Genomic DNA, 24,270 nt, shown 5'->3' on the forward strand with positions numbered 1-24,270 from the left:
TTTTTTATATGCCTGACCGGCCGCGCCTGTCTGATCTAAGAAAGTTTCCTTCCTTTCCACTCGTACTCGCCTTTCTGAGCGGCCAATCCGAAAAAGCAAACGTATAGAGGATAGAAGAGTTGAGTTACAGGGATGAATGCAAGAGACCTTCTTTTTTGTAGAAAACTGAGTACGGAGCCCAGGAAGAACCATTCGGGAATGCATTTTAACGCGAGCATTCCCCCAAAGGTAGCCGTGGTAATGCCTCCGAGGCACGCAAGTCCTCCTGCGAGCAGGATCGAAAAATTACTCGCGAAGATGTAAACGGCAAGCACCAGTGGGGTTTTGCTTTGGTAATGCTTCCATTTGCTGGCCCAGCGTTTTCGCTGCCTGTAAAAGCTGGCCCAGTTGCGGTGCGGTGCGGTGCGGATGATGGCGTCGCGGTGGCGGAGGAAATGTACCGAACCGGGGAACCGTGCGGCGATTTTGTGCATCAGGAATTCGTCGTCGCCCGAGGCAATGTGCCGGACGCCGTCATAACCGCTTACTTCCAGGAAAGTGGCTTTCTCATAGGAAAGGTTTGCCCCATTACACATCGACGGATAGCCGGCCGCCATCGAAGCCGCACCACTGCCGATCAGGCTGGCAAATTCAACGGTCTGCAAATGGTCGGTGAGGCTGGTTTCGTCCGTAAAAGTGACGGGCGAGCTAATCAGCTTCGCGCCAGTGCGCAGGTAGCACGATGCGATCGCGTGCAACCAGCCCGCCTGAGCGCGGCAGTCACCGTCGGTGGTTACGACCAGTTTGCCTCGCGCGTGCCCGATTGCCGTTTCAATTGCCCGTTTTTTAGGTGCCGAAGTGCGCACATCGGGTAGGGGGATCAGTTTTATCTGTGCCTTTGAATTTTGGGCGAATGCATGGACTATTGCAGCTGTGTTGTCCGTGGAGCTGTCGTCCATGATTAAGACCTCGAAATGATTAACCGACAGGGTTTGTCGTTCCAGGTCTTCGAGCAGGAAGAGAATGTTGCCGGCCTCATTCCGTACCGGTATGATGACCGTAATAAAAAGGTCAGCGGGAATGCTGGCGGGCGCCGCAGGCTTGGGGATCCCGGACCATAGAAAAGTTAATGCCAGAGTGAAGACCGCATAGCTGCCCAGTAATATCCAGATGGCCGTTGCTGTCCAGGAAATGAATGCGATGCTGTTCATCGGGATTTCTTCCATTTGTATTTCCAGATCAGGAATATGCCTACGAGTATCGGGCCGAGGACGTTCAATATCCAGATCAGGAACGTGGCGGCGACGACCTGCTCGGCAGGCAGCTTGAATGGTGCGAACACTACCAGGGCTGTAAATTCGCGTAAGCCCAGGTCGCCCAGCACATTAATTGCCGGGATCAGTGTTTTAGCTAAAAAAATCAACGTAACGCACGCTGCCAGCTGTCCGGCACTTACTTGAAAATGAAACAGCGACAATGCAAGTACGAACTGGGTGAGGAACACTAGGTAACGCAGCAGGCCATAGCCGGTACCGGTTGCCAGTTCGGCAGGTGTGTAACGGCCTATTACATTTAAATACGTCTTTATTTTGACAAAAATCTTTCTCGAAGGTGCCCAGGCACCGATCTGTTTTCTGAATGGTACCAGCGCTGGCCCCAGGCAAATGATCAGGAATAAAACGCCATTCACAATTAGTCGCACCGTTTGGGGAATAGGAAGCTGGTTGTTCAGGTAAACCCAGCCACAGGCACCGGCGAATACCGACACATAAAACTGGATCCCGTTGGAAACCAGGGCAGCGCCGATCGCTTCGAGTCGCCGGTCGGATTTCAGGGCTGCCACGCGCCCGAGCGTATCGCCCAGCTGCGCAGGCACGGCCACACCCACAGCCAGGCCCGTGAGCGTTCCCCGCATGGCTTCACGGAACGAAAGCGGTATGATGCGGGAAGTGAGTTTCCGCCATTTGAGGCTTTCCAGTGCCCAGTTCACGGGCACAAGTAGCGCCATCAGCACGAATACCGGGGCGTTCGGCACGGTCCATATCTCCCCGAACACGTTTCCAATATCGCCGATGCCATTTTGCTCATTTCGGAAAGTGCGGTAAATGTAACTCAGTATCAACGCCGTCACCACGAGCTTGATCATCCAGAGCAGGTTTGCCTGGTTGCTTTTTGGCTTTGGAGGGGAGAGTTCCTTATCTTGCACCATGTTAAAAACGGAGGTTTCGGAAAAGGTCATTATTGGGGTTGATCCCGGCACGCAGGTGATGGGTTACGGGGTGATCTCGGTCAAAGGACAGCAGATTTCGCTGGTTCAATATGGTGTGATTCATTTGAGCAAATATAGTACGCACGAGTTGAAGTTGAAGAAAATCTTTGAACGCCTAACCCAGCTAATCGAAGATTACCTGCCCGATGAAATGGCAATTGAAGACCCGTTTTACGGTAAAAATGCACAATCCATGCTCAAACTTGGCCGCGCGCAGGGCGTGGCTATGGCTGCGGCGCTCGCCCGCAATATCCCGATCGTCGAGTATTCCCCCAAAAAAGTGAAGCAATCCGTGACCGGCAGCGGAAATGCATCTAAAGAGCAGGTAGCCTACATGCTCGAAAAGATTCTGAAAATGGAGCTTAGCCGTGAATTTATGGATGCTACCGACGGTATTGCCATCGCGATTTGCCATCAGTACCATGCCAATTCGCCCGCCTCGGCGGCTTCCGGCGGTTCGAGGAAGGCCAAAAAGGGCGGTTGGGACGCCTTTGTGAGCGAAAATCCCGGACGTGTAAAGTAAAATCGCGAGCTTTTAATATAATAATACCGGTCGCATTATGAGGCGGGTGGTATTGCTATGTAATTATCTTTCTGATAATCAGCTATTAATGTGTTTTTAATTCTCAGATTAAAAAATTTTAATGGTACTAATCCAACATTTGCTTTTACTAATCAAACGTTTGTTTAATTAAATCAAACGATCGTTTGATTTTTGTTTAACAGCCGGTTACCTTTGTAGCGCCCTTAGCAAAAAGCAAAAAAAATCCCTGCTAATGAGCTACTTAAATGGAATACAACGCGAAACAATTGCAGATAATAGAAGTGGCGGAGCGGCTGTTTTCACAGAAAGGTTTTGCCGGGACTTCGGTCAGGGATATTGCCCAGGAAGCGGATGTGAACGTCTCGATGATATCCTACTATTTCGGTTCGAAGGAAAAGTTGATCGAGGCACTTTTCCAGCTACGTATGACAGAGTCGAGCTCCCGGTTGGAAACCCTGATGATGCTCAGCGAGCTTTCGGCACTCCAAAAGTTCAATGTTTTCATCGACAGCGTGATCGATCGGTTGATCGGCAACCAATGCTTTCATAACATCATGCTGCGTGAGCAACTATCCTCGGAGCGGACGCCCGTGATTTCCGAATATATCCGCGGGCTGAAAATGCGTAACGTAGCGCTGATCAAACGCATGATCCGCGAGGGGCAGGAGACCGGCGATTTCCGGAAGGATATCAATGTGAGCCTGGTAACTACTACACTTTACGGCACAATCAATTATGCCATTGCCACGCAGGATTTTTATAAAATTCTCAATGGTCTCGAACATCTGTCAGATGAAGAATTCAAGAAGCATTTGCGGAATGAACTGAGCCAGCATCTTAAGAACCTATTTAAATCAACAATAACCAATGAACACCACATCCAGAATTAAAAGAATGGTTTATCTGGCAATCGGGATCATCTGGATTGTCGCGGTCGGCCATTCGTACGGACAAAGCGCACGCACGATCAAGCTGGAAGAGGCGATAACCATGAGCCTGCAAAACAGCAAGCAGTTGAAACTGAGCCAAAGCAACATCGATCTCGCCGGGCTGGGAATCCGTCAGGTGAAAGAAAATCAGTTGCCGAGTTTCAGTGTATCGGGTTCCTATTTGCGGGTGAACTCGCCGAATGTGAACCTGAAAATCAAGCAGGAAGGCAACGACAGCACCGGTAACTCAGGAGGTATGCCGAATGTGCACCAGGCGATGTACGGAATGGCGAGCGCGTCGATGCCACTGTTTTCGGGTTTTCGTTTCAAATATGGCCTCGAATCGGCCCGGTATGTAGAGCAAGCCGCAAAACTGGATGCGGACAATGATCGCGAGGCTGTAATCCAGAACACCGTCGCTGCCTATGGTAACCTTTACAAAGCCCAGAAAGCGGTAGACCTCGTAACCGAAAACCTCGCAAGCGAGCGTGAGCGGGTGCAGGAGTTTACCAACCGGGAAAAGAACGGAATGCTGGCCCGCAACGACCTGATGAAAGCCAAATTACAGGAATCTAATGTTGAGCTGGCATTGCTGAATGCGCAAAACGATTTAAAAATCACTACCATTAATATGAACCTGTTGCTGGGTTTGCCCGAAGAAACGGTGCTTGAAGCTGATTCCAACAGTTTTGCCGTCCTAAAAGAAGAAGGCAATGCAGCAGCATGGGAGCAGACGGCGCTCGAACACCGTAAAGATTTCGCAGCGAACGGTATCCGTCAGAAAGCGGCAGATAGCGATATCAAGGTAGCGAAAGCGGATTTGTATCCAAGCGTAGCCCTCTCGGCCGGTTATGTGGCATTGAGTATCCCGGGTGTTGTGACCGTTCCCAACGCGGTAAATGCGGGCATTGGTTTTAAATATGATGTCGCATCGCTCTGGAAATCAGGTGCCAAGATCGCGCAGGCCCGTACGAAGGCTTATCAATTGAAAACCAATGAACAGATCATTCTTGACAAAATTCACCTGGAAGTGAACACGGCCTATTACAACTACGTGCTGAGTAAAAAGAAGATCGATGTTTATGCCAAAGCGGTGGAACAAGCCAATGAGAACTATCGCATCACCAAAAACAAATACGACAACAGCCTCGTGACTACGACCGAACTGCTGGATGCAGATGTGGCGCAGGTACAATCGCGCATCGATTACGAAGCAGCGAAGGCCGATGCCGTTGTCGCATACAAAAAACTCGAACAGACAGCGGGAGTCATTAATTAAGGAGGAAAGGGAGGAGGGAGGAAGTGTTAAAATTTTGAAAAAATAAGCAAACCCCATCCTCCCTTTCCTCCCGCATTCAAACATTCACTCATTCAGTCATTCAATCATTCAAAATTGATATGGAAACCAAAAACATCACCGAAGAAGCACCTAAAAAGAAAAATACCCGCTTCCTCATTATCCTGGCTGCGCTGATTATCGGCGGCGGTACCTGGGGTTTTACCAAATACAACCACGGCCTGCACCATGAAGAAACCGACGACGCACAGATCGACTCGGATATCAGCCCGGTAATTCCCAGAATATCAGGATATGTGACCGAAATCCGCGTGAAGGATAACCAGACTGTAAAAAAAGGCGATACACTGATCGTGCTCGATAACCGCGACCAGATCATCAAACTTGAACAAGCCAAAGCCGGCCTCCTGGGTTCCGAAGGCAGCCTGACCGTGGCGCATGAAACGACCAACGCGTCGGCTGCCAGCGGCATTACTTACGAAGCGAATATCGCCGTAGTGGCCGCGCAGATCGAGGAAGCGAAGGTAAATCTCTGGAGAGCTAATCAGGATTACGCACGTTACGAAAACCTGATCAAGGACCACTCGATCACCCAACAGGAATTTGAGCAGGCACAGGCGACCAAACAAAAAGCAGAACGTGCACTGGCAGTGTTGGAGGCTCAGAAAGCAGCCGCCGAACGTCAGGCAAAGGCTGCCGGTCGTCAAACCAAAGCTACGTCGGTACAATCGGCCGTAGCGAATGCGAACATCAAGGCTCGTCAGGCGGAGATTGCGAATGCGGAACTGAACCTGTCGTATACCGTCATTACGGCGCCTACTGATGGCCGCGTGTCCAAAGTGAATGCGCAGCTTGGCCAATACCTGCAGGCAGGACAATCGCTGTTCAGCATTATTTCAACCCATAAGCCATGGGTAACTGCGAACTTCAAGGAGACGCAATTGACCAAAATGAAGATCGGCCAGCATGTGAAAATCCATGTGGACGCTTATCCTGAACACGAGTTCGACGCCCGGGTGGCATCTTTCTCGCCTGCAACCGGCGCCCGTTTCGCGCTGCTGCCTCCTGACAACGCGAGTGGTAACTTCGTGAAAGTGGTACAACGCCTGCCGGTACGCATCGAGTTTACCAAAGCCGACGACGAAAAAATCGCGCAGCTGCGCCCGGGCATGAACGTGTTCGTGGACGTGGAACTGAACTAAGGTGTCCGAACCGAATTTTTGATTCTAAAAACCAATAACGAATGGAATTACAGGAATCACTCGTCGAATACGGCTACCGCAGGGTAATCATTACCATCACGGCTGTATTGTGTGCGCTGTTGGAAATCGTGGATACCACGATCGTGAACGTGGCGCTCAACGACATGCGCGGAAACCTCGGCGGTACATTGTCGGAGGTGAGCTGGGTGATTACCGCTTACGCAATCGGTAATGTGATCATCGTGCCAATGACCAGTTGGCTCTCGCAGCAGTTTGGCCGTCGCAACTACTTTGCCGCTTCGATCATCATATTTACAGTGGCCTCTTTTCTGTGCGGTAATGCCGATAATATATGGGAGCTGGTATTTTTCAGATTGATACAGGGGTTCGGTGGCGGTGCATTGCTCGTAACCGCGCAAACGCTGATCACCGAAAGTTACCCGCCCGAAAAACGTGGGATTGCGCAGGCCATTTATGGTCTGGGTGTGATTGTAGGCCCTACTTTGGGCCCGCCGCTGGGTGGCTATATAGTAGATAATTACAGCTGGCCGTACATTTTCTATATCAACATTCCACTGGGTATCATCGCAGCGATGCTGACTATGGAATTTGTAAGGAGCCCGAAATTCGCTGCTAAAAAAGCGGCTAATGAAATCGACTGGTGGGGTATTATCCTCCTGGCCGTCGCCGTAGGTTCGTTGCAATATGTCCTCGAAAAAGGGCAGGAAGAAGACTGGTTTAATGACGAGATTATTCTGATTCTCACCGTCGTATCCGTTTTTGCATTCTTCTTCTTCATTTGGAGAGAATGGACCTACAAAAACCCCATTGTGAACCTGCGCGTGCTCGCCAACGGTAACCTGAGGGTGGGAACGGTTCTATCCTTCATCCTGGGCTTCGGCTTGTATGGCTCGACATTCATTATCCCGCTTTACACCCAGGCGACGCTGGGCTGGACGGCCACGCAATCGGGTATGCTCATGGTACCCGCGGCAATCGTGACAGCGATGATGATGCCTGTTGTAGGCCAGTTGCTGCAACGCGGCGTGAAACAACAGTATCTCGTCGCCATCGGAATGATATTCTTTTTTGTGTATAGCTACTGGGGCTACCTCATATTGACGCCCGACACCGGTAAAGATGCGTTTTTCAGCATGCTCATCGTTCGCGGTATTGGCTTGGGACTCCTTTTTGTACCCATTACTACCCTGGCATTATCGACGCTGAAAGGCCGCGAAATCGGGGAGGGGGCTGCATTCACCGGTATGATGCGGCAACTGGGCGGCTCGTTCGGTGTGGCGGTAATCACCACGTTTATTGCACGACAGAACATGGCCCACCGCAACGACCTGGTGAGTAAGCTGGATGTGAACAACCCTGTTGTACAGCAGCGTGTCGAAGGCTTGCAACATAGCTTCATGGCCAAAGGGATGACGCCCGACGTCGCGCTGAACAGCGGATATAAAATGTTGGACTATACGGTGTCCAAGCAAGCACAGGTAATGTCGTACATGGATGTGTTCCTGTACCTGGGCGTGATGTTTTTGATTTGTGTTCCCTTTGTGTTATGGACGCGGAGCGGCAAAACAAAAGTCGATCCTTCGTCCGTGCACTAGTGTTTTTTAAGTGTAGTAGTATTGCAGAAGAAGCCTTCCAACACTGGGAGGCTTCTCTTGTTTAAAAGGAGAAAAGGGAGGGGGATGGATCATTCGAAGCTCCCGCTTCGAAAACTATTCGCAGGCCTCCGGCCGGTCGGGTATGCACGAAGCCCCGCCCTCTGTTGCTTTGATACCGCTACAGATGTGCCGTTTTTTCAATTATTCACTCCTCCCTTTCTCCTTCCTCCATTCCTCCCTACATTTGCCCGAATACAATCCCGATTAATAAGTGCATCAGAACTACCATTTCCTCAAACAACTCGCGCCGCGCCTGCATTCTGAATTGGCCGGAAAACATTTCGTGGAAGCATTCAGCCAGCAAAGGGATGAACTCATTATTGTATTCGCGGAGCAGGAGAGCGGGGAGGAGCTTGTAAAGCCATTCTTCATCAAAGCGACGCTAACAAACAGTTTTTCCTGCCTCAGTTTTCCCGAGCGGTTTGATCGTGCGCGGCGGAATAGTGTCAATCTGTTTAATGATTTCGGAGGAGATACGGTCGAGTTTGTGAAGGTCTGCAGCAATGAGCGAGCGATTCAGGTGCATTTTGAAAGCGGCAGGGATTTGATATTCAAACTCTTCGGGAACCGATCCAATTTCATTTCGTTGAATGCGGAAGGCGAGGTTACGCAGCTTTTTAATAACAAACTGTCAACAGACCGCGGCCTCACCGTAGCGTCGCTGAATAGGGAGATCGATCAGTCGTGGGAGGCGTTTGTGGCGAATGGTGGGCGCTTCGAGCCATTGTTTCCGACATTTGGAAAGGTTGCTAACAAATACCTTTCCGATAAGCTCGCCGGGAAGGAGGATCTGACTGAACGCTGGGCCATTGTGCAGGGAGTGTTGAAGGAGCTGGAATCGTCGGTTTTTTACGTTACCAAAATTGAAAATATCCCCGCGCTCACACTTTTCGAAACGGGTGAGGTTGTGCAGGTGCTGCATGATCCTATTGAGGCATTGAATGCGTTTTACCTGGCTTATATCCGGCTAAGCGGGCTGGACAAGGAGAAGGCCGACATCGTAAGATTGTTGAAAAAGCGCATTCAGCAGACGGATAATTATCTTGAAAATACTTTTCAGAAACTCGTAGACCTGGAAAATGCGACGAAAAACGATGAGCTCGCTAATATTATCATGGCCAACCTGCACATTATTCCCGAGCGGGCCGAAAAAGTGGAACTCTACGACTTTTATCGGGATCAGCCCATTACCATTAAATTGAAAAAAGATCTGTCCGCGCAGAAGAATGCGGAAGGTTATTACCGGAAGGCCAAGAACGAAAAGATCGAAATAGACAGGCTGAATGATAGTATCGCCGCGCGCGAGGCAGACCGGAGGAGATTGCGGGGGCACTTGGAGCATATTGAAGGTATTGAACTACTGCGCGATCTGCGGGCTTATATCAAGGCCAACAAGTTGGAACAAGGGAACGCAGCCCCGGCCATGGATGACCTTTTCAAACGCGTCGATTTTATGGGCTACACCATTCTGATCGGGCGGAATGCCAAGAACAGCGATTTGCTGACGAAGCAGGCGCATAAGGAGGATTTGTGGCTCCACGCGAAGGATGTAACAGGTTCGCATGTAGTAGTGAAAAACCAGCCCGGACGCAAATTTCCCGCGCCGGTAATCGAGCGGGCTGCGGAGTTGGCGGCATTTTATTCGAAACGTAAGAACGATTCGTTATGTCCTGTGATCGTCACACCGAAGAAATTTATCCGCAAACCGAAAGGCCTTCCCGATGGTCTCGTGCTGATAGACAAGGAGGATATCGTGATGGTAGTGGCTAAGGGAGAATAGAAGGGAGCAAATGTCCTAAAAATGAAGTTTTTATTATTTATTAACCGAAATCTCCCTTTGAATAATCTTTTGCTATTGCGAACTTCGTGTGAAAATTGAGAACCGGAATTTTTAGTGCAGAATGCTCGAAAGTCGTCGATTTGTTATCATAGGATTCTTTGCTTTAGTAGGTGTTATATACTTATTACGACTTTTCTACCTCCAGGTGCTGGATGAGAGCTATTCTATAGAGTCTTCCAGCAACTCCATCAAACGTGTTACCGAAATCCCGTTCCGCGGTCAGATCTACGACCGTTATGGGAAGTTAATCGTATATAATACACCCGTTTATGACCTGCTCGTGACGCCCTACAAGGTAAAAATGGACGATACGTTGCGTTTTTGCCAGGTTTTGGGTATTGAAAGGCACGATTTCGATAGCCTCATGGCCGCAGCAAGCGCTTACAGCCGCGTGAAGCCGTCGTTGTTCTTACGACAGCTTTCAAAAGAGGATTTTGCATCGATCCAGGACATTATGGTCGATTACTCAGGTTTTGAGTTTGCCAAAAGCTCCCTGCGTACCTACACCGCGCCCACGCTCGCGAATACGCTCGGGTATGTGAGCGAGATCACCAAAGGTCAGCTCGAAAAACAGGAGGAACCCTACTACCGGCAAGGCGATTACATTGGTCAGAGCGGCATCGAGCGCATTTATGAAAACGAGCTGAGGGGGAAAAGGGGAACGAAGTTTGTAATGCAAAACGTAGCCGGGGTATACAAGGGCTCCTGGAAAAACGGGGAGCTCGATACGATGGCGGTGGCCGGTGAAAACCTTTATACCGGCCTGGACCTCGAAGTGCAGCAGTATGCCGATAGCCTGATGGTGAACAAGGTAGGGAGTGTGGTGGCGATAGAGCCGAAAACCGGGCAGATCATTTCCATGGTTTCGGCTCCGACTTACGATCCGAACATTCTTGCGAGCCGCTACTTTTCCAAGAACTTCGCTGCACTGGCCCGCAACCCGTACAAGCCGTTGTTCAACAGGCCGGTCATGGCCAGCTACCGGCCGGGCTCCACATTCAAGCTGATCCAGGCGCTGATCGGTTTACAGGAAGGCGTGATCACGCCCAGCAGCGGTTTTACGCACGCCAACTGCCCGGTAGGATGCCACAACCACCCCGCGACGAGTACAGTGGCGCTCGGGGTGACGCATTCCTGCAACCCTTATTTCTACAATGTATTCAGGAGGCTGATTTATAAAAATAATATCAAAAACACCTTCAAGGCCTCGGCCGTGGGGCTGGATGCCTGGCACGACGACATTGCGAAGTTCGGGATCGGGCAGCGGCTCGGGATCGATTTGCCGAGTGAGTACAAGGGTAATTTGCCTGACAAGAAATACTACGACCGCTTTTACGGCGAGTATCGGTGGAAGTTCTCGAACATCTACTCGCTGAGTATCGGCGAGGGCGAGTTGCTGATCACGCCCTTGAAAATGGCGAATGTGGCGGCTATTATCGCCAACCGCGGTTATTACTACACGCCGCACGTTATCCATGGTATTGGCGACAAGAAAACCGTGAAGCCGGAGTTTCTCGAAAGGCACGAAACCGGCGTAGATGCGCATAATTTCGAGCCGGTGATCGAAGGGATGATCGGAGCGGTGGAGGCAGGTACGGCACGTCGCTCCAAGGTCGAAGGTATTACGATCGCAGGTAAAACAGGTACTTCACAGAATAAGCGGGGGGACGACCATTCGATTTTTATTGCATTTGCGCCCGTAGATGACCCCAAAATCGCCATAGCCGTGTTCGTGGAGAATGCGGGAGCGGGTGGTTCGGCGGCGGCGCCTATTGCCAACCTGATCATCGAAAAATACCTGTCGCGGAAAGTGACCAACAAGGCGCTGGAAGAGCGTATGATGAAGCTCGACCTGATGAGCAAAGTGGTGCTGCCGACGACGAAAAAGCCGGGCGAATCTGAAACGAAGAAGAAAGAAGAGGTGAAAAAGCCGACCGGCGACCCGAACGATCCGGCCAACCGCCTGCCGGGCGCACCGCATCCGGCCAACCCGGCTGCGATGAGGGGACCGGTAACCCTGCCAAAGCAGAGCCAGCAAAAAGCACTTTAAGAACTTACAAACCGATACTGAAATGGCTGAAAGCAAGCCGATTACCAAGAACGTAGACTGGATGGTGGTGCTGATTTACATCGCTTGCCTGATGATTGGCTGGTTGAATATCTATGCCGCCGTTTACAATCCGGAAGCGCACACGAATATGTTCGATTTGTCGAACAATGCCGGAAAACAGCTGATGTGGATCGGGACGGCTGCGTTGCTGATTATTTGCATTCTTGTGATAGATTACAAGTTTTACGAGACGTTTTCTTTCGTGATATATGCGGTGGTGATATTCCTGCTCGTGGTCGTGCTATTCGCGGGTTCTAACATCAATGGATCGCGCTCGTGGATCAAACTGGGTAGTTTTTCGTTACAGCCGGCCGAGTTTTCGAAGCTGGCGGTGAGCCTGGCCATTTCCAAATACCTGAGCGATCCCGCGATCAGTCTCAATCGGAAGTTAAAGGACTATTACCCGATCATGGGGATTATCGCATTACCTGCATTTCTGATCCTTTTATCGAATGAAACGGGCTCCATGCTGGTTTTTGCCTCGTTCGCGATCGTACTTTACCGCGAAGGAATGCCCGGTTTCATTCCCGCGATCGGGATGATCGGTGCGGCTTTGCTAATCATTACCTTGCTATTTGTCAAATGGTATATTGCCGGAGCCATTATCGTGATCGCCGGGTTGGTGATCTGGCTGATGCCGGTCATGACACGGCGGCGCGGCGGACTCTGGGCTACGATCATCGTTGCTTTGGTGATGATCGGGATCGTGTTCGGGGTGGATTTCTTTATGAATAATGTGCTTCAAAAACACCAGAGAGGTCGCATTATGGTCTTGCTAGACCCTGATTCGGATCCTCGCGGTATCGGCTGGAACGTGATCCAGTCCAAAATCGCCATCGGTTCCGGCGGGCTTTGGGGTAAGGGCTTTTTGCAGGGTACCCAAACCAAATTCGACTTCGTGCCTGAGCAGAGCACCGACTTTATTTTCTGTACAGTGGGAGAGGAGCACGGTTTCCTGGGGACGACTGTCGTAGTATTGCTTTTTGTAGCACTGATTTCCAGGCTGGTAGTGCTCGCCGAGCGACAGCGAAGTCGCTTCGCCAGGGTATATGGCTATTGTGTGGCCGGGATTATTTTCTTCCACTTTCTGGTCAACGTTGGGATGACCATCGGGCTGATGCCCGTTATTGGTATCCCGTTACCGTTTTTCAGCTACGGAGGTTCGTCGTTGTGGTCCTTTTCGGTACTCCTCTTTATCTTCCTGAAAATCGACGCGCAGCGGCCGTTTACGCTATCCAGAGGTTAATGATTGAATGACCGAATGATTGAATGACTGAATGCGTCAGGTATTGTCATGATAGTCATTTATTGTTTCAATATTCACAATGAATGACCTCCTGACTATTAATTTCCTTCATTCAGTCATTCAATCATTCGAAATTCAATCATTCAATCATTCGGTCATTCGAAATTCAGTCATTCATAACTTGCCAGCAGCCACAATCAGCAGCACCCAGCCTGCGATCAGTGCGAGTCCGCCGATTGGTGCCGTGGCGCCGAATTTGGTAATGCCGGTGAAGCAGATCGCATACAATGAGCCGGAGAAAATGATCACGCCTACCGCGAATGCATTGCCCGACCAGCCCAGCAACTTCACGGCATCTTCGCCCGCGCGTTGCATGAGTATGCCTACGAGCACCATCGCGAGGGCGTGGTAAAACTGGTATTTTACGGCTGTTTCAAACGTTTCGGTGCGGCCGGAAGCTTCCAGCATTCCTTTTAATGCATGCGCGCCGAACGCGCCGAGGGAAACGGCCAGTGCACCGAGGATGCCGCCTGCCTGTATCATGAATTTCATATCGTAAACTGGTATCAAGGTATTGGTTAAATTGTACAAAAGCCATTTGCCGCTTTCTGTATTCCGGGCAAATCGGTCCGGTAAAGTTAGGTCCGGGCGGAGGCGCGACCAACTCTTTATCCCAATTTTATTAACTTGCGCGCTTCGGAAAGGCATTCCCATATGCCGATCACAGGGGAAACGATTTGACCAATGACCATAGAACGCTTCATACAGCTGTGGACACACCGCTATCATAAATATACACACATTGCCAAGGCGCATTTGAAAGGCCGGCAGGCCCGCACATACTTCCGGAGCGTGAAAAGAAGGCTGAAAAATGGGCGGGAATTGATCGGGATCATTCGTACGGAGCATTTCGGGGATATTGTCGCGGCGGAGCCGATCTCGCGTTACGTGCGCGAACAATATCCGGATGCGCACATCGTCTGGTTTGTAAAGCCCGGTTTTGCAGAGCTGGTGAACCATAATCCGGATATCGATGAGGTTTTTAAAGAGTTTTGTGTAACCGAGCGGCGGGTATTGCTGGAAGGAAATGTATTCGATAAGGTTTTTGAACTACAATTCCGGAATAATAATCATTGCCCTAAATGTCAGGTATTTACCGAAAATCCAGTGGCATTGAAGCGCGACATTAATGTGCACAATTACTTCGATTACGGCAATTTGCTTGAAGTTTTCGCGCAGACAGGTGATCTCATTCCTCCTAAAACAGCATTTCCGGCCGACGACCAGCCGCGTTTATACCTGCAACCGTCGCACAAAGCGAAAGTCGATAAGCTCGGTTTGCCCGAAAAGTACATCGTCATGCATTGCCGCTCTAATTACGAGCCCAAAGACTGGCCGGCCGAACGCTGGAACCAGTTGGTGCATTGGCTGGCGGAACGATATGACTACCAGCTGGTGGAAATCGGTTTGGAAAGTAATTTGAATGTGAAAACACCTGCATATCGGAACCTCTGCGGGCAGCTGAGCATTCTGGAAACCGCGGAAGTGATCCGTCGGGCGTCGTTCTTCATCGGACTCGACAGCGGGCCTTCGCACTTGGGCAATGCAACGGGTACTTTCGGCATTATCCTGATGGGCGCGCTTAATAACTTCCTGAATTACAATCCATATTCGGGTCGATACGGCCGGGAGGAGAATGCGTTGCTGGTAAGGCAGGCAGGCTTGCCTTGTGCACAGCTTCCGTTTGAGTTTGTGCGGGAGCGGGTACGATCGGTGCTTGAAAAGAGCGCGGATAGTGCGCCTAAGGTATTATCGTGAGCCGAAAATCGCGCTTCCTACGCGCACGAGCGTGCTGCCCTCTTCCTGGGCGATGAGGTAGTCGCCGCTCATGCCCATGGACAGTTCGCGCATCGTAACCTGGCCATTTTCGTGGCTTTTGAAGGATTCAAAGGTGTTTTTCAATCCGCGGAATTCAGCTCTTACCACATCGAGGTCGTCGGTATTGGAAGCCATGCCCATTAATCCGACAATCCTTACATGGGTTAATGAGGAGAGTTCAGGGGAGGTGATGATGGCCAATGCCTCTTCTTCGGAGAGGCCGAATTTGGTTTCTTCCTTTGCAATATAGATCTGCAAGAGGCAATCAATTACCCGGTCGTTCTTTTTAGCTTCCTTATTGATTTCTTTCAGTAATTTGAAACTGTCGACCGAATGCACCAGGCTTACAAACGGCGCCATGTATTTCACCTTGTTGGTCTGTAAATGCCCGATCATGTGCCATTCGATGTCTTTGGGGAGTTCCTCGTATTTGGCGACCATTTCCTGTACCTTGTTTTCCCCGAAAAGCCTTGCGCCGGCCTCATAAGCTTTGGTTAATAAGCTGGTTGGTTTGGTTTTTGTAACCGCTACCAGGCGCGTTTCCGGGCGTAATCCTTGTTGTATCTGGGCCAGATTGTCGGCTATGAAAGGCATGTGGAGATACTAAAAAATTGATAATTAACCGGTTAAATCAGGAATTTATTGACCGGACACTACAAATCGCGGTCGGCGTGTTTCAAAATTGAAAAAAACATACTTCTTTTACCAACTAAATTCAAAATTTAACCTTCTGTATGGACTACAACCAGGAACAAAAGCAAGACAGAAAAACTCTCCTATGGGCCGCATTGGCCGTTTTGCTGTTGCTTAATTTGGTGCTTGTGTACTTTATATACCACGAGAAACAGGAAAACCTCGCGAAGGACGAGATTATCACCGCCAAAACCGAAGAGGTACTTTCCATTAAAACCAAACTGGATTCCATTTCCACAGAGCTTGACATTAAAATCGCGGAAATCCAGAAACTGGGTGGAAGTGTGGATTCGCTGGTAGCATTGAAGGCTCAACTTGAGAAGGATAAAAAGGAGCTCAAAAATGCCAACACGTATTCGGCTGCCAGCTATAACCAGAAGATCAAGAACTACGAGTCGGTATTGTCCGAAAAAGATGGCGAGATTGCCCGTCTGAAACAGGAACTGGGGATCGCTACCACGAAAAACGAAGAGCTGAATCAAAAGGTGACCGGCCTGGAATCGGAGAAGCAGTTGCTTGCGGATTCGGTATCGACGTATTCGGCTCAAAATAAGGAGCTTGCCGAGAAAGTAACGCTGGCTTCCGCGCTGCACGCTGAAAACGTGACTGTCAATGCGGTTTCTTCCAAAGGAAAGGAACGCGAAGGCGGCAAATACAAGGCGAAACGCATCGACAAGCTGAGAGTCAACTTCAAGCTGGCGGAAAATGCGGTTGCGAAGCAGAACGAGAAAGACATTTATCTGCGCATACTTGATCCGGACGGGGCAGTGCTTTCAGACATGGCTACGGGTTCAGGTTCGTTCATGTACAATGGTAAGGAGTTGATTTATAGTTCTAAACAGACTGTAAGCTTCACTAATACAGGCCAGTCAGTGGACATTTTCTATGGCCGCGGCGGCATTCCGATGAAAGACGGAAAATATGTGATCGAGCTGTATAGCGAAGGTTTCAAAATCGGCCAGGGCGATTTTACGGTGAGATAATAGGACCGTAGTTTTCGTTAAGTCATTGCAGGGCTTGGAATTTTAAATTTCAAGCCCTATTTTTGCACCCTCATTTTGATGATTCCGTCAGAATGAGGTTTTTAATTTATCATACAATAACCAATTACCGTATGTCTAAGCAATATGAAACGGTGTTCATTCTAACTCCCATTTTGTCTGAGGCCCAGGCAAAGGACGCCGTTGAAAAATTCACGACAATCATCACTTCAAACGGTGCTAAGATTGTACATGAAGAAAACTGGGGATTGCGTAAGCTGGCCTACCCCATCCAAAAGAAAAACTCTGGTTTCTATCACGTAGTAGAATATACTGCGAACGAAGGAAACGTGGTGGATGTTTTGGAAACCGAATTCCGTCGTGACGAGCGCGTTTTGCGTTTTATGACCATCGCCCTGGATAAGCATTCCATTGCTTACAACGAAAAGAAACGTAAGGGTCTGGTAGGTAAGAAAAAAGAAGAAGCAACTGAGTCAAAAACCGAAAACGCATAAGCTATGTCACTCGTAAACGAGCCGGTTGAAAAAAACATTAACCGCAAAAAATACTGCCGTTTCAAAAAAGCAGGCATCAAATACATCGATTACAAGAACCCGGATTTCCTTCTGAAACTTGTAAACGAGCAAGGTAAAATCCTTCCGCGCCGCCTTACCGGTACCAGCCTGAAATATCAGCGCAAAGTATCACAGGCAATCAAAAGAGCACGTCACCTGGCCCTGTTGCCGTTTGTTGCTGACCAATTGAAATAATACAGTAAAGAGCTATCATAATGGAAATCATACTTTTAACGGATATTGCTGGGGTAGGTTACAAGAACGATATCGTGACTGTGAAAGCAGGTTACGGTCGTAACTACCTCATCCCGCAAGGTTTTGCGTTGCTCGCGAATGAGTCGAACCGCAAAATCGTTGCTGAAAACGTGCGTCAGGCAGCGCACAAAGCTGAAAAGCTGAAAAAGGACGCGGAAGATATCGCAGCAGCGATCGGCGATCTGACTATCGATATCAAAACTGTGGTAGGTGAAAGCGGCCGTATCTTCGGACGTGTTACCAATACACAAGTTGCTGACAGCCTGAAAGCAAAAGGCTTCGATATCGACCGTAAGAAAATCACTGTGGATGACGTGAAATCAATCGGTACATACGCCGCATTGATCGACCTTCACAAAGAAGTGAAACACAAAGTGACGTTGAACGTTGTTGCAGCGGAAGACTAGTTGTTTCGAGAATTCATAAAAAAAGGCAACCCGAAAGGTTGCCTTTTTTTATGAATTCTCGAAAACTTCGGCTGTCGGCTGTCGGCTGTCAAACTTTTTAAAAAAGGTCGATAGCCGATAGCCGACAGCCGAAGTCATTTTTTTAAAAAAGCCGACAGCCGACAGCTGATAGCCGAAGTCATTTCAACGCCGGAATCCGCAATACCTGTCCCGGATAAATCAGATCGGGATCCTTCAACATAGGCTTGTTGGCTTCGAAGATGATCGGGTATTTCATCATGTCGCCGTATACGGTCTGGGCGATTTTGGAGAGCGTGTCTCCTTTTTCGACGGTGTGATAGGTCGCCTCCGGTTCAGGAGTGGCGACTGTGAGGCGGTTGTCGACTACGCCTACACCTTCCACATTTCCTACCGCCAAAGCAATTTTTTCGGCGTCCTGCTGCTTCGCAACCTCGCCTTCGAGGGTGACGGTGTCACCCGATGTTTTCACTGTCAGGCTGTTGTAGGCAAGTCCTAGCGACTTCACATGCGCGAGCAATGCGCTGGCACGCAACGGTTCGGCTTCGGGGGTGGGAGCTGCTGCGGGAGCATCTTTACCACCGAATACTTTTTCTCCAACGCCTTTGATAAAAGAGATTAAGCCCATGTTTTGTTGGTTTTGGTTAGATAATAGATTTGAGTTTGTGAATGAAAGGTAGCGGTAATGTTAACTTTCTTGCCGGTAAGATGCAATTATTATACCAAAATTGCCAATGCATATTGATTTGATAATATGGGTTTTTCCGGGCGCAACTTTGTACTTTTGCAACTGGTCACAACTACGCTGAATCTGCATTACGTCTCAATGAACCGCACCACATCGCTTGCCAGGTTACAAAATGAATTGTTCGATATCTGTATCATAGGCGCAGGTGCCAGCGGGGCAGGGTGTGCCCTGGATGCGGTTTTAAGGGGATATAAGGTCGCCCTGGTCGATAAAAAGGACTTCGCTTCCGAAACATCTTCGCGTTCCACCAAGCTGATCCATGGCGGTGTCCGCTATCTGGAACAGGCATTTAAAAAGCTCGATTTCGCTCAGCTCAAACAGGTCAGGCACGGCCTGGAAGAACGACACATTGTGTTGAAAAATGCACCGCATCTTGCCCGGCCGCTAGCATTGATGACGCCGGTCAATTCCTGGTTCGAAGGGTTGTATTTCAAAATCGGCTTATCGCTGTACGACACGTTCGCTACGAGTGACACGCTGCCGAAAAGCAAATGGCTTAACAAGCAGGAGGTACTGGACAAGATCCCAACGCTCGACAGGAAAAAGCTGCATAGCGGCGTACTCTATTATGATGGCCAGCTCGATGATGCGCGCTACTGCCTCGCATTGGCGCAATCGGCCTCGGAAAATGGTGCGGCGGTGGCCAATTATGTGGAAGTAAATGGATTTGAAAAAGATACTAACGGCAAATTGAACGCCGTGCAAGCTACTGACTCTTTGAGCGGCGGGAAGTTGACGATCCGTGCGAAGCTGGTTATCAATTGTACCGGCCCGTTTTCAGACCATGTCCGGCTCATGGCGAATGCGACGCTCAACGAACGCATCCGCCCGAGCAAAGGCGTACACCTGGCATTGCCCCACAATACGCTGAACAGCGAGTATGCGATGCTGATCCCAAAGACCTCCGACGGACGGGTGGTATTTGCCATTCCGTTTGAAGGCTCGACGATGATCGGCACGACCGATACGGAATGCGACGAGATTGACGTGGAACCGACGCTGAACCGCACGGAAAGGGAATACCTCGCTGCTACATTGAATCCCTATCTGGCAAAGCCCATCGACCCGAGCGAACTACGGGCCGGTTTCGGAGGATTAAGGCCATTGCTGGCTGCCGACCCGTCCAAATCAACCAAGAGTCTGGTACGGGATCATGAAGTGGAACTCGATGAAACCTCCGGACTGATCAGCCTGTTAGGCGGTAAATGGACGACCTACCGCCTCATGGCCAAAGACACGATCGATGAGGTCGACCGGGTGCTGGGTGACTCACGGCCATGTAAAACAGCCGATTACGTTTTGGCAGGGGGTGAAAACTACAATGCCAAAAGCTGGCAGGACATTGCGGCGCAATATGCACTGCCCGAAGATGTTGCAAAGCATCTGGTTCGCAAATACGGCTCGCGCGCACACCTGGTAGCGTCGCTTGCACGCGAGGATGCACAGCTGGGAGAAAGGCTTAGTCAATCCTATCCGTATATCCGCGCCGAAGTGGTACACGCTGTTCGGAACGAGATGGTGGTAACACCCCGCGATTTCCTGGCGCGCCGTATCCGCCTCGAAATTACCGATTGGGATGAAACCTTAAACTCCCTGCCGGTTGTTGCTGATCTGATGGCGAGCGAACTGGGTTGGACCGAAGCGGAAAAGACGCGGTATGCTGACGCATATGCCAGTGAAATCGGGAAGTTCATCGCCGACGCGAGATAAACGCACGGCCTTAGCCGCAAATCGCTTGCCGCAAATCGTTTGCCGCAACCACCAGAGTTAATTTTCAAGAATGTATATTACCGATTCTGCCTGTATATCGCCCCAGCGCACTTTTGACGATGCTTTTTTTGAAGGCGAAATCAAGGTGCATGAAGGCGACAGGTATATTGCGATTGAACCTGACTACGGTCAGCTTATTCCTGCCGGTCTGCTCCGGAGAATGGGCAAGGCAGTACGAATGGGGGTAGGAGCGGGGCTTCCGCTCATCCAGCGTGCCCAGATCGAAGGCATTGTGCTTGGTACCGCAAACGGCGGTCTCGAAGATTGTCTTAAATTCCTGAACCAGATCGTCGATTACAACGAGGGGACGTTAACCCCAACCAATTTTGTGCAAAGTACGCCCAACGCCGTGGCGGGCAACCTTGCATTGATGAGTAAAACGACCGGCTATAACACTACCCATGTGCACAGGGGACTGGCATTTGAGGCGGCACTGCTGGACACGATGCTGTTGCTGGAAGAAAAACGTGGTAAAGCGTTTCTGGTGGGCAGTATCGAGGAAATCTCAGACTATAACCATAACATCGACCTGCTCGCGGGCTCTTTTAAAACCGGGTATTTTACGTCGGAAAGCCTGTTTACGCTCGACTCCCCGGGTTCGGCAAATGGAGAAGGGGCCGCCATGTTTATCGTGAATGCAGAACCTTCGGACAATGCCCTTGCACAGATCAGGGATGTTTTTCAAAGCAATAACCTGGCCGAAAATGAGCTGGCTCCGGTTGTCAATGCCTTTTTGCGCAGAAATGGCCTACAAGCGGGCGACGTCGATACCGTGATCATGGGCATCAGTGGTGACAACCGCACCGATCACTGGTATTTCAATCTGCAAAAGGAATTGTTTGAAGGAACCAACATCCATACCTACAAAAATATGGTGGGCGATTATCCCACGGGTTCCGCGTTCGCGACCTGGATGGGCGCGCATGTGCTTACGGGGAAGCGCGTACCTGACGCGTGCGTGTGGGCACAAAAAAATACCCGCACTCCGAAGCATATCCTGATTTACAATCATTACAAAGCTTCGCAGCACGGGTTTATATTACTGGGGGCGTAAATCAGTTCTGACCCGCCTCTTCCGCTTTTTCCTTCATTTTAATCACTTTCGCGAGCGTAGGCAGGATGGTATCGTGCTTTTTCACGAACGGGTTGGTATTGTCCCAAACATAGCCGGCGAGCACGGAGCAGATCTGCCGCTTAATATCCTCGTCGATATGCTTTGCAAATACAATGGTTTGGAAATCACCGGTATACCAGCCGCTCACGTAACTGCGGAACACGTCGATACCTTTCTGAATCACTTCTTCGTAGTCTTTTTTCCAATCGACAACCTCGCCTTGTAAATGCTTGTGAGTCATTTTGGCGGAAAGCAAACCGGAAGCGGTTGCGAATGTCACGCCCGATGAGAAAATAGGGTCGAGGAATTCGGTACTGTTGCCTGAAAGCACAAAACCTTCACCGGACATTTTCGTTACGCCGATCGAATAGCCCAAAATCGCCCGAGGTTCAAATTTGAAATCCGACTCCCTGAAGCGGCCGTTAAGATCTTCGAAATTGCGGATGAACTCCTTGTATTTCTCCCCATTGTTTTCGGCCAGTGCCTCGATCCTTTCGCGGTCGCCCACAATACCAACGGATGTCGAACCGTCGGAGAACGGGATGGCCCAGATCCACGACCTATTATTGTCGAAAGAATGCACGAAAATGTTGTTACTGGCTTCCTCTGAGCGGTTTTTATCTTCTAAATGCGAGAAAACAGCGCCCCGCGGCGTGAATGCAGAAGGCTTGCTCAAATTGAAAAGTCTTGGTAAAACCCGGCCATAACCGCTCGAATCGATGATAAACCGGGCTTCGATCCGGTGCGCTTTGCCTTCGGCGTCTTTGTAATCAACGACCTGCTTTTCGGGACCGCATTGTACGGCGGTAACCTCGCATTCGAAGTTCACATCCACGCCTTTTTCACGGGTAGCTTCCGCCAGTTTGCTGTCGAAATCGGCCCGTTTGACCTGCCAGGTCCACGTCCAGCCCTTAGTGAACTGGTCTTCAAACAGGAACTCGCAGCGTTTTTCCCCGCGCATGAATGCGGCGCCCGTCTTTTTCTGGAAATTCAATGGCTCGATGGCTTCCCGCAGCCCGGCTTCCGTTAAATGCTCCATACAGCACGGGAGCAGGCTTTCCCCGATCTGGAAACGGGGGAATTTCTCTTTTTCCAGGATCGTGACGTCGTATCCTTGCTTTTTCAGGTAAGAAGCCGCGACAGTTCCGGCAGGGCCGGCCCCAATAACCAGCACATCGACAGTTTGCATATTCAGGCGTTTTTTACTTTTTGGATGAGTTTTTCTTTATCTACAAATGAGAAGCACGTTACAAATGCGCTGACGGTCACCCCTAAAATCCCGTGCAAGGAAACATTCTGTCCCGTCAGGTGCAAGTTCGGAATTTTGGTGCGGGTATTAATCCGCGTCTTCATCGGAGAAGTAGAATCTTTGAGAATGCCGTACATCGTACCATTGCCATTACCGATGTAATCCCGGAAGGTAAGCGGCGACGCGCTGTGAATGGCTTTGATATTCGCCGAAATACTCGGGAAAACGGTTTCCAGCCGCGCAATCACCTGTGCCTCCTTCTTCCTTTTGAATTGCGCATAGTCCGCATCCCGCTTGCCCGGTTCAGCCACGGTACTGAAAGTCCCGGCCCATTGCGCGGTTTCAGAAGCGTCCATGTAGCACATCACCGACATAGAATCGGCATATTCCCCCTTTTTCGAAATGCAGGGTGTGCAAATGAAATACGTCTGCGGCCAGGTAGCCTGGTCATATTCAACCCCGTTCCAAACGTCGTCGATATGATGCTGATAAATGTTGTAATTCAGGTATTTAAAACTGTTTTCCCGAAACGAAATGTGTACCAGGAACGTGGAAATAGTGTTTTCGAGCGTCTGAACCCGGTTTTTATAAACACTCAGGAACCGCTCCTGACCGAAAATGTCAATGGTAACGGCCGGGTGCACATTGGAAATAAATTCTTTTCCCCGGAAAATCTCTCCGTTGTCACAAACGACCCCTGTAATGTGGCCTCTTTCATCATAATGTGCCGACACTACTTTTTTATGCTTGTAAATCTCCCCGCCATGCTTCCGTACTGCGCGGCTAAGCTGAATAGCAATTTGCGAGCCGCCGTCCACGAACTTGTAGGCGCCCGTCAGGTAGCTTTTCATGATGAGCGCGTGCACGTAAAACGGCGTTTTGTGCTTCACTCCGGCATACAGCAGGTTGCTGCCCGCGAGTACATTCCGCAGCCGGATGTTGTCGGTGAGCGAAGCGATGAAGTCGTATGCGTTCAGGGAGAGCACGCCTTCGTCGGTGAGGTAGCTATCGCCGGCTGTTTCAAGGTTGTAAAGCGGGAATTTCTCACAGATTTCGGTCAGTTTCTGACAATAGGTGCGAATGGCCGTCTCTTCTTCGGGGAAGTAGGAGATCAGTTTTTGTTCAAAATGCGCCATTCCCTGCGCATATCCATATTCGCAGCCGTCTTCAAACCGGATGAGATCGAACTGGTCGTCGTCGAGCCGTTTCAGTTTCAGTTTGTCCAGAATGCCGAAGTATTTGAAAAACTGGTGCAGGTTTTCGCCTTCGTCGAGCCCGCCCACATAATGCACGCCTGTATCAAAAATGCTTTTATCACGGCTGTAAACTTGCAAATGCCCGCCGATCTGATGGTTTTTTTCCAATACCACCACGCTATAACCCTCCATTGCGAGAATAGTAGCACAAGCCAGACCGCCGAGTCCGCTTCCAACAATCACAAAATCGTATTCTTTTTGCACGGCGGAAGTTTGCATTTAAATAGCTATTGGG

General features: G+C 50.0%; 22 protein-coding genes. 15 read left to right on the forward strand and 7 right to left on the reverse strand.

Translation table 11 applies throughout. The features are described 5' to 3' along the window. Positions 1-35: 35 nt before the first annotated feature. Positions 36-1,205 carry a glycosyltransferase gene (locus tag AC2YIT_RS23740; RefSeq protein ID WP_487280812.1) on the reverse strand — a complete coding sequence of 390 codons (1,170 nt, stop codon included), beginning with the start codon at positions 1,203-1,205 and terminating at the stop codon, positions 36-38. Further along, positions 1,187-2,188 carry a lysylphosphatidylglycerol synthase transmembrane domain-containing protein gene (locus tag AC2YIT_RS23745; RefSeq protein ID WP_430843673.1) on the reverse strand — a complete coding sequence of 334 codons (1,002 nt, stop codon included), beginning with the start codon at positions 2,186-2,188 and terminating at the stop codon, positions 1,187-1,189. The genes AC2YIT_RS23740 and AC2YIT_RS23745 overlap by 19 nt, the downstream gene beginning before the upstream one ends. Here AC2YIT_RS23745 and ruvC point away from each other — a divergent pair. The 8 genes from ruvC to rodA all read left to right on the forward strand — a co-directional run bounded on the left by ruvC (position 2,187) and on the right by rodA (position 13,092). Further along, positions 2,187-2,771, forward strand: a complete 585-nt coding sequence (gene ruvC / locus AC2YIT_RS23750; RefSeq protein ID WP_430843674.1) for a crossover junction endodeoxyribonuclease RuvC — start codon at positions 2,187-2,189, stop codon at positions 2,769-2,771. The genes AC2YIT_RS23745 and ruvC overlap by 2 nt on opposite strands. Before the next feature lie 266 nt (positions 2,772-3,037). Beyond that, positions 3,038-3,682 carry a TetR/AcrR family transcriptional regulator gene (locus AC2YIT_RS23755; protein WP_430843675.1) on the forward strand — a complete coding sequence of 215 codons (645 nt, stop codon included), beginning with the start codon at positions 3,038-3,040 and terminating at the stop codon, positions 3,680-3,682. Beyond that, positions 3,660-5,000, forward strand: a complete 1,341-nt coding sequence (locus AC2YIT_RS23760) for a TolC family protein (protein WP_430843676.1) — start codon at positions 3,660-3,662, stop codon at positions 4,998-5,000. The genes AC2YIT_RS23755 and AC2YIT_RS23760 overlap by 23 nt, the downstream gene beginning before the upstream one ends. 119 nt (positions 5,001-5,119) lie before the next feature. Next, positions 5,120-6,220 carry an HlyD family secretion protein gene (locus AC2YIT_RS23765; protein ID WP_430843677.1) on the forward strand — a complete coding sequence of 367 codons (1,101 nt, stop codon included), beginning with the start codon at positions 5,120-5,122 and terminating at the stop codon, positions 6,218-6,220. A 41-nt stretch (positions 6,221-6,261) separates the two neighbouring features. After that, on the forward strand, positions 6,262-7,836 hold the full coding sequence (locus AC2YIT_RS23770; protein WP_430843678.1) for a DHA2 family efflux MFS transporter permease subunit: 1,575 nt from the start codon (positions 6,262-6,264) through the stop codon (positions 7,834-7,836). Between the two features lie 271 nt (positions 7,837-8,107). Next, positions 8,108-9,676 carry an NFACT RNA binding domain-containing protein gene (locus tag AC2YIT_RS23775; protein ID WP_487280813.1) on the forward strand — a complete coding sequence of 523 codons (1,569 nt, stop codon included), beginning with the start codon at positions 8,108-8,110 and terminating at the stop codon, positions 9,674-9,676. 121 nt (positions 9,677-9,797) lie between these two features. Beyond that, a complete protein-coding gene (gene mrdA / locus AC2YIT_RS23780) occupies positions 9,798-11,786 on the forward strand; it encodes a penicillin-binding protein 2 (RefSeq protein ID WP_487280814.1) in 1,989 nt (662 codons plus the stop codon). 22 nt (positions 11,787-11,808) lie between these two features. Further along, complete coding sequence (rodA, locus tag AC2YIT_RS23785) at positions 11,809-13,092, forward strand: rod shape-determining protein RodA (RefSeq protein WP_430843681.1); 1,284 nt, start codon at positions 11,809-11,811, stop codon at positions 13,090-13,092. A 174-nt stretch (positions 13,093-13,266) separates the two neighbouring features. Here the strand turns inward: rodA and AC2YIT_RS23790 are convergent, their stop codons facing one another. Then, entirely contained in the window at positions 13,267-13,644 is a 378-nt protein-coding gene (locus AC2YIT_RS23790) for a DUF423 domain-containing protein (RefSeq protein WP_430843682.1), read from the reverse strand. 192 nt (positions 13,645-13,836) lie between these two features. Here AC2YIT_RS23790 and AC2YIT_RS23795 point away from each other — a divergent pair, with 192 nt between their 5' ends. Further along, complete coding sequence (locus tag AC2YIT_RS23795) at positions 13,837-14,910, forward strand: glycosyltransferase family 9 protein (RefSeq protein WP_487280815.1); 1,074 nt, start codon at positions 13,837-13,839, stop codon at positions 14,908-14,910. Here the strand turns inward: AC2YIT_RS23795 and AC2YIT_RS23800 are convergent. Then, positions 14,902-15,564 (reverse strand): YggS family pyridoxal phosphate-dependent enzyme, encoded by a 663-nt coding sequence (locus AC2YIT_RS23800; RefSeq protein ID WP_487280816.1) that lies wholly within the window; start codon positions 15,562-15,564, stop codon positions 14,902-14,904. The genes AC2YIT_RS23795 and AC2YIT_RS23800 overlap by 9 nt on opposite strands. Positions 15,565-15,704: 140 nt before the next feature. Here AC2YIT_RS23800 and AC2YIT_RS23805 point away from each other — a divergent pair, with 140 nt between their 5' ends. The 4 genes from AC2YIT_RS23805 to rplI all read left to right on the forward strand — a co-directional run bounded on the left by AC2YIT_RS23805 (position 15,705) and on the right by rplI (position 17,880). Then, the gene (locus tag AC2YIT_RS23805) at positions 15,705-16,646 is read left to right on the forward strand and encodes a hypothetical protein (RefSeq protein WP_430843685.1); all 942 of its coding nucleotides are present in this window, start codon (positions 15,705-15,707) and stop codon (positions 16,644-16,646) included. A 131-nt stretch (positions 16,647-16,777) separates the two neighbouring features. Continuing rightward, entirely contained in the window at positions 16,778-17,158 is a 381-nt protein-coding gene (rpsF, locus tag AC2YIT_RS23810) for a 30S ribosomal protein S6 (RefSeq protein ID WP_090156305.1), read from the forward strand. Positions 17,159-17,161: 3 nt separating this feature from the next. Further along, positions 17,162-17,413 (forward strand): 30S ribosomal protein S18, encoded by a 252-nt coding sequence (gene rpsR / locus AC2YIT_RS23815; protein WP_015811483.1) that lies wholly within the window; start codon positions 17,162-17,164, stop codon positions 17,411-17,413. A gap of 20 nt (positions 17,414-17,433) precedes the next feature. Further along, a complete protein-coding gene (gene rplI / locus AC2YIT_RS23820; RefSeq protein ID WP_430843686.1) occupies positions 17,434-17,880 on the forward strand; it encodes a 50S ribosomal protein L9 in 447 nt (148 codons plus the stop codon). A gap of 178 nt (positions 17,881-18,058) precedes the next feature. Here rplI and lysM read toward each other — a convergent pair whose 3' ends face one another. After that, positions 18,059-18,526, reverse strand: a complete 468-nt coding sequence (gene lysM / locus AC2YIT_RS23825; RefSeq protein ID WP_430843687.1) for a peptidoglycan-binding protein LysM — start codon at positions 18,524-18,526, stop codon at positions 18,059-18,061. A 198-nt stretch (positions 18,527-18,724) separates the two neighbouring features. Here lysM and AC2YIT_RS23830 point away from each other — a divergent pair, with 198 nt between their 5' ends. Together AC2YIT_RS23830 and AC2YIT_RS23835 are read left to right on the forward strand one after the other, a co-directional pair. Further along, positions 18,725-20,356, forward strand: a complete 1,632-nt coding sequence (locus AC2YIT_RS23830; protein ID WP_487280817.1) for a glycerol-3-phosphate dehydrogenase/oxidase — start codon at positions 18,725-18,727, stop codon at positions 20,354-20,356. A 70-nt stretch (positions 20,357-20,426) separates the two neighbouring features. Then, positions 20,427-21,470 (forward strand): beta-ketoacyl synthase chain length factor, encoded by a 1,044-nt coding sequence (locus AC2YIT_RS23835; protein ID WP_487280818.1) that lies wholly within the window; start codon positions 20,427-20,429, stop codon positions 21,468-21,470. Position 21,471: 1 nt separating this feature from the next. Here the strand turns inward: AC2YIT_RS23835 and AC2YIT_RS23840 are convergent, their stop codons facing one another. Both AC2YIT_RS23840 and AC2YIT_RS23845 read right to left on the reverse strand, forming a co-directional pair. Continuing rightward, on the reverse strand, positions 21,472-22,719 hold the full coding sequence (locus tag AC2YIT_RS23840) for an NAD(P)/FAD-dependent oxidoreductase (protein ID WP_487280819.1): 1,248 nt from the start codon (positions 22,717-22,719) through the stop codon (positions 21,472-21,474). Between the two features lie 2 nt (positions 22,720-22,721). Continuing rightward, on the reverse strand, positions 22,722-24,254 hold the full coding sequence (locus AC2YIT_RS23845) for a phytoene desaturase family protein (protein WP_487280820.1): 1,533 nt from the start codon (positions 24,252-24,254) through the stop codon (positions 22,722-22,724). Positions 24,255-24,270 lie beyond the last annotated feature (16 nt).

The sequence above is a fragment of the Dyadobacter sp. SRI_021 genome, assembly GCF_057586235.1.